At 58.2% G+C, this 6,570-nt stretch carries 6 protein-coding genes; 5 read left to right on the top strand and 1 reads right to left on the bottom strand.

The annotated features are described in order from the left end of the window. The 5 genes from QZW52_RS10320 to QZW52_RS10300 form a co-directional block, all read left to right on the top strand. Positions 1 to 245, top strand: a 245-nt coding sequence (locus tag QZW52_RS10320) for an electron transfer flavoprotein subunit beta/FixA family protein (protein WP_434738306.1), incomplete at its 5' end; no start/stop codon positions are given. A 1-nt stretch (position 246) separates the two neighbouring features. Next, the gene (locus QZW52_RS10315; protein WP_293998217.1) at positions 247 to 1,182 is read left to right on the top strand and encodes an electron transfer flavoprotein subunit alpha/FixB family protein; all 936 of its coding nucleotides are present in this window, start codon (positions 247 to 249) and stop codon (positions 1,180 to 1,182) included. A gap of 106 nt (positions 1,183 to 1,288) precedes the next feature. Further along, a complete protein-coding gene (locus tag QZW52_RS10310; protein WP_293998215.1) occupies positions 1,289 to 3,079 on the top strand; it encodes an acyl-CoA dehydrogenase in 1,791 nt (596 codons plus the stop codon). 320 nt (positions 3,080 to 3,399) lie between these two features. Beyond that, positions 3,400 to 4,821: a ParB N-terminal domain-containing protein gene (locus QZW52_RS10305; RefSeq protein WP_293998212.1), complete on the top strand. Its 1,422-nt coding sequence runs from the start codon at positions 3,400 to 3,402 to the stop codon at positions 4,819 to 4,821. A 9-nt stretch (positions 4,822 to 4,830) separates the two neighbouring features. After that, entirely contained in the window at positions 4,831 to 5,700 is an 870-nt protein-coding gene (locus tag QZW52_RS10300) for a DNA adenine methylase (protein WP_293998209.1), read from the top strand. A 122-nt stretch (positions 5,701 to 5,822) separates the two neighbouring features. On the opposite strand, the gene QZW52_RS10295 is transcribed toward QZW52_RS10300, so the two are convergent. Beyond that, complete coding sequence (locus QZW52_RS10295; RefSeq protein WP_293998207.1) at positions 5,823 to 6,569, bottom strand: Rossmann-fold NAD(P)-binding domain-containing protein; 747 nt, start codon at positions 6,567 to 6,569, stop codon at positions 5,823 to 5,825. Between the last annotated feature and the right edge of the window lies 1 nt (position 6,570).

The raw sequence follows: 6,570 nt of genomic DNA, 5'->3' as shown, positions 1-6,570 counted from the left end.
CGCTGCCCGCGATCATCACCACCGACCTGCGCCTGAACGAGCCGCGTTACGTGACGTTGCCCAACATCATGAAGGCGAAGAAGAAGCCGCTGGAAGTCATCAAGCCCGAGGCACTGGGCGTGAACGTGGCGTCGCGCATCAAGACGCTGAAGGTCAGCGAGCCGGCCAAGCGCGGCGCGGGCGTGAAGGTGGCGGACGTGGCGGCGCTGGTCGCCAAGCTGAAGAACGAAGCGAAGGTGATCTGAGATGGCTGCATCCGTACTCGTTATTGCTGAACACGACGGCGCCCACGTCAAGGGCGCGACGCTCAACACCGTGACCGCTGCGGCGCAGCTCGGTGAAGTGCATGTGCTGGTGGCGGGCGCGAACGCGGCCGGTGCTGCGGCTGCCGCGGCGCAGATCGCAGGCGTCACGAAGGTGCTGCACGCCGATGGCGCGAGCCTCGCCGATGGTCTGGCCGAGAACCTCGCCGCGCAGGTGCTGGCCGTGGCCGGTGGTTACAGCCACCTGCTGTTCCCGGCGACTGCCAGCGGCAAGAACGTCGCCCCGCGCGTCGCCGCCAAGCTCGACGTGGCCCAGCTCACCGACATCACCAAGGTCATCAGCGCCGACACCTTCGAGCGCCCGATCTACGCTGGCAATGCCATCGCCACCGTGCAGAGCCTGGACGCCGTCAAGGTCATCACCGTGCGCACAACCGGCTTCGACGCCGCGGCGACCACGGGCGGATCGGCGGCCGTCGAATCGGTTGCCGCCGTGGCCGACTCGGGCAAGAGCCAGTTCGTCGGCCGCGAGGTCACCAAGAACGACCGCCCCGAGCTGACGGCCGCCAAGATCATCGTCTCCGGTGGCCGGGCGCTGGGCTCCAGCGACAAGTTCAATGAAGTGCTGATCCCGCTGGCGGACAAGCTGGGCGCGGCCCTTGGCGCTAGCCGGGCGGCGGTCGATGCGGGCTACGCCCCGAACGACTGGCAAGTCGGCCAGACCGGCAAGATCGTGGCGCCGAGCCTGTACATCGCCTGCGGCATCAGCGGCGCGATCCAGCACCTGGCCGGCATGAAGGACTCCAAGGTGATCGTCGCGATCAACAAAGACCCCGAAGCGCCGATCTTCAGCGTCGCGGATTACGGACTGGAAGCCGACCTCTTCACCGCCGTGCCCGAGCTGGTGAAGGCGCTGTGACCCTCGGGCGTCACTGCTGACACTGCTTTCCGAAGGCGCCCAACCGGTTGTTGTGGCGCCTTTTTTCCGCCCCGAGACAAGAAACTCCAGAAGAAAGACCCCGAAAATGACCTACCGCGCTCCCGTCAAAGACTTCCTCTTCGGCCTCAAGGAACTGGCTGGACTGGAACAACTCACCCAGATTCCCCAGTTCGCCGACCACGGACTCGACACCGCCCAGGCGGTGCTCGAAGAATGCGCCAAGTTCAACGAGAACGTGGTTGCTCCGCTGAACTGGATCGGCGACCAGCAGCCCTCGTCGTGGAAAGACGGCGTCGTCACCACCACGCCTGGTTTCAAGGAAGCGTTCCGGCAACTCGGCGAAGGCGGCTGGCAGGGTCTGCAGCATCCCGAGGAGTTCGGCGGCCAGGGCTTGCCCAAGGCGATCGGCGCGGCCTGCATCGAGATGATCAACAGCGCCAACCTGAGCTTCGCGCTGTGCCCGCTGTTGACGGACGGCGCGATCGAGGCGCTGCTGACCGCCGGCTCCGACGCGCAGAAGGCCACCTACCTGACGCCGATGGTCGAAGGCCGCTGGACCGGCACGATGAACCTGACCGAGCCGCAGGCCGGCTCCGATCTGGCCGCCGTGCGCACCCGCGCCGAGCCGCAGCCGGATGGCACCTACAAGATTTTCGGCACCAAGATCTTCATCACCTACGGCGAACACGACATGGCCGAGAACATCGTCCATCTGGTGCTGGCCCGTGTGGCGGGTGCCCCGGAAGGCGTGAAGGGCATCAGCCTGTTCGTCGTGCCGAAGTTCCTGGTGAACGACGATGGCAGCCTCGGCGCCCGCAACGACGCGCACTGCGTGTCGATCGAGCACAAGCTCGGCATCAAGGCCAGCCCGACGGCGGTGCTGCAGTTCGGGGACCACGGCGGTGCGATCGGCACGCTGGTGGGCCAGGAGAACCGCGGTCTGGAGTACATGTTCATCATGATGAATGCGGCCCGCTTCGCGGTGGGCGTGCAGGGCATCGCGGTGGCCGAGCGTGCGTACCAGAAGGCAGTGCAGTTTGCCCGTGACCGCGTGCAGTCGCGTCCCGTGGACGGCTCGACGCCGGGCGCGGCGCCGATCATCCACCACGCCGACGTGCGCCGGATGCTGATGACGATGCGCGCCTACACCGAGGGCTGCCGCTCGCTGGCGCTGGTGGCGGGGGCCGCGTATGACGCCGCGCACCACCACCCGGATGCCGACACCCGCAAGGTCAACCAGACCTTCTACGAGTTCATGGTGCCGCTGGTGAAGGGCTACTCGACCGAGATGAGCCTGGAGGTGACGAGCCTGGGCGTGCAGGTCCACGGCGGCATGGGCTTCATCGAGGAAACGGGCGCGGCGCAGTATTACCGCGACGCCAAGATCCTGACCATCTACGAAGGCACGACCGCCATCCAGGCCAACGACCTCGTGGGGCGCAAGACCGGGCGCGATGGTGGGCAGACCGCCAAGGCGCTGGCCGGGCAGATCGAGCAGACCGAGGCGCTGCTGGCGGCGCGGGACAGCGTGGCGGCCCAGTCGTTCGCGAAGAACCTGACGGCGGCGCGGCTGGCCTTCCTCGACGCGGTGACGTTCATCGCCGCCAACGGCCGCAGCAACCCGAACGCCGCGTATGCCGGCTCGGTGCCGTACCTGATGCTCACCGGCAACCTGATGGCCGGCTGGCAGATGGGCCGCGCGCTGCTGGCGGCGCAGGACTGCATCAACGAGGGCGAGGACGTCGCTTTCATGCAGGCCAAGGTCACCACGGCGCAGTTCTATGCGGAGCACATTCTGGTGAAGGTGCCGGGGCTGCGGGATGCGATCGTCGCGGGCGCGGATTCGGTGTGTGCGATGGCGCTGGACGCGTTCTGATCGTGGGTTGACCGAGAGGTCCGGGTAGCCAGCCTGATGGGGTGGCTGCTGTCTGGGCTGATATGGGCGGGCGGCACTTTGCGGTGGCCGCTCGTTTTATTTTTGGATCCTCGAATATGATCGAAGTATTGTCTGTGCAAGATTTTGACGTTACAGTTGACGCGCTTGTGGATGGCAGTGCGGGGTGAACGATTTGGTTGGGTTCTCGATGGTAACTTCGGGGTGCCGATAGATCTTCTTTAAATAATGTCGCACTAAATTTTTTGGGGGTATGTGGAGTACCCCACATTTTATTGTATTTTTCAAGGAGAGGAAAAGCGATGGCTGATAAAGAAGAGCTTGATGAAGCTAGGGTAGTTTCGGTTGATGTGGAAAAATTGCACTTCGATCTTAAAAATCCTCGCTTTGCATCGTTGTCTGTTGAGATGGACGCACTTCATGCATTCTGTTCAGCAGAACATGCGCGGAAAACAGTACTTCTGGCGGAGGATATAGCAAGGCGCGGGCTTAACCCGTCGGAGTTGCTAATTGTTATCGAAGAAGAGGGACAGAGAAAAGGTCATTATATTGTTGTTGAGGGTAATCGACGACTTTGTGCATTGAAATTGCTTTCTATTCCGCAAAGGGCGGTTGATAGCCCATTAAGCAAAGCGTTTCAATCGCGCATAAGAAAAGTGGCGGGCTTGGTAGGTGCTGAAGGGCTGGCTAAGATTTCATGTCGGCTACTGCGAAATCGTGAGACCGCAGATTATTGGATTGCCCTTAAGCACACGGGTGAAAATGATGGGGTTGGCGTAGTTCAATGGGATGGTGAAGAAACCGCTCGTTTTCGTGGCAGTGCTCCGCCGCTTCATCTGTTGGACTATGTAAAAGCTAATGCTGTATTGTCCGAAGCTGCTCGTAGTGGTTTAGAGAAATTTTCTGTAACAAACTTGGAGCGCCTGCTCGGTGATCCGGCTGTCCGGGACGCAATAGGTGTCGACATTCAGCGAGGAACTTTGCTGATTACAAAAAAACCCGAAGAAGTTTTGAGGGCTGCAACAAAAATTATTGAAGATATTGCGACAAAGAATGTTAGGGTTAGTGGTATTAAAGGGAAGGAGGATCGGGAAAAATATATAAATTCGATTGACGAATTCTTGCCGAAGGGATCGTCACTGGCTGATCCAATAAAATTGTCGGAAGCTACAAAGGCGCCCAGTAGTAAAAAGGTGGCAGAGAAAACATCGCCAACCAAAAATGCAGTGAAATCAGGATCTAATCCTTCTAGTTTAGAGCGGAAGGTCTTGATTCCAAAGAAGTGTGGAGTTTTAATCTACGTGCCGCGGGTTAATGAGGTATTTTTAGAGCTTCGTAAATTGCATGTGAATGACTTTCCGAATGCGGTATCTGCTTTGTTACGTGTTCTGCTGGATACTACGACAAATGAATATGTTGAAAAATTTAGTATTACCGTGCCAAGGAATGCTGCTGGTCAAGCAGAGCTTCGTCCACGATTGGATGCAGTTTTGAAAGATTTTGTAGAAAAGACAAAGGAAAGAGAGCTTGCTGCAAGCGCACGAAATGCATTGCTGCAGCAAGCGGGACCGATTTTCGTGGAAAATCTACACATGCATCTTCATGGGCGCTACGAGCATCCTGTACCAACAAATTTGCTGCGTGGATGGGATATGATTGCAGGTTGGCTCGTAGGTGTCTGGCAAATTCTTAATGTCGAAGCGGAAGCTAAAGCAACTACGTGAAAATTTGCAATGACTTCAAATTATTTTACTCCTCTGCGGTACCCTGGCGGTAAAGGTAAGCTTGCAGAGTACATTAAGGTGGTAATGGCGGCCAATAAGCTGGTAGGTGGCTGCTATTTCGAGCCTTATGCTGGGGGCGCAGCAGTTGCATTGGAGCTGTTGTTAATTGGTTATGTGGATGAAGTGCATATAAATGATTTGAATGGGGGCATTTTTGCATTTTGGAACTGCGTATTGAATGAAGCTGATGCCTTTATTGATAAAATTCAGGATACTCCGGTAACGATTGAAGAGTGGTTTATTCAGAAATCCATTCAATCCAGTGAAAGTCCTGAACCGTTGGATTTGGCGTTCGCGACGTTCTTCTTAAATAGGTGTAATAGGTCTGGAATTTTGAAGGCAGGAGTTATAGGTGGGAAGAAGCAAGATGGAAAATGGAAGCTGGACGCGCGGTTTAATAAAGATGATTTAATTAGTCGAATGCGAAAGATAACAAACTTTCGCGATCGAATTTTTCTTTATAATCGTGATGCCGTTGATTTGGTGAAGGAACTTTCTGTCGAGTTGCCCAGAAAGACTCTGTTTTATTTGGATCCGCCTTATTATGTTAAGGGGGAGGGATTGTATGATAATTTCTATAATCACGAAGATCATCTAGAAGTCGCCGAGACGATAAAAAATGTAGGTGAGGTAAATTGGATTGTTTCATATGATGATGTGCCTCAAATACGTGAAATGTATTCTGATTGCCGGGCCCTTCGATATAAGTTGAGTTACAGCGCGCAGCGTCGAGAGCAAGGTGGGGAAATCATGTTCTTCGATCCGAAGATGGTGATTCCTGAAGTTCCCCAGGGTGTACCGATGCACATGGCGGCTTAAAACGAATCAGAAAGCTGGGGTGACACGTGTGCTTGCGATGCGACCACGTGTGCCTAAATCGCTTCATGATTTGAATGGGCTGCGAAAGACCAAATGCAAGGCATGGCCTCTTGGACTGAGGACTACTGCCGCCCACCCGCGATCAACGCCATCATCTCCGGATAGTGGTACGTCGCGCTCGTCGTCGGACGGTTCTTCGCCGCAGCGATCATCGCCCCCGCAATCTGCTCCACCCGTATCGACCGATACTTCCCCGGCGTCACGAACGCAAACAAGGGCAGCGCCTTTTCAAGCAGCCACGGCGTGTGCCGCGACCCGATGATCATCGCGGGACGGAACACGCTCACGATCGCCGGCCCGCTCGCGCGCACGGCTTCTTCCGCCTCGCCTTTCACCCGGTTGTAGCGCGCCATGCCGGCCGCGCCACTGCCGCTGGTCTTCGCCGTCAGGTCCGCACCGGCGGCGCTCATGAACGCGAGGTGCCGGACCTGGCCCGAATCCCGCAGCGCCCGGGCGAACGCCTCGTTCAGCGCCACATCGACCGCGCGATGCCCCTCCAACGTGAGCTTCGCGGTGTCGGCGCCGACGCCCAGCACGCTGAACCCTTCCAGCTCACCGCCGACCGCTCGCGCCACCTCCAGGGTCGCCGCAGCGAGGGACGCCGGCGCCATATCGGGCACGAGTTTCTCCACCAGCCGGCGACCCGTGGCGCGGGCCAGCGCGACCGCCTCGGGCAGCGACCGGCGCGACAGGGTGATGACGGTCCCGAAACCCTCGTCGTGGAACAAGGCGTGGAGCAAGGCGCCGCCGACGGAGCCGGAGCCGCCGAGGACGATGGCGGTGCGTGCGTGGGTGATCGTGGTGGTCAAG

Origin of the sequence: Sphaerotilus sp., from assembly GCF_013299175.1 — a bacterium.
Classification (GTDB): Bacteria; Pseudomonadota; Gammaproteobacteria; order Burkholderiales; family Burkholderiaceae_C; genus Sphaerotilus.
Note: the sequence above shows the minus strand (reverse complement) of the source record. Positions and strands in the feature narration are given on the sequence as shown.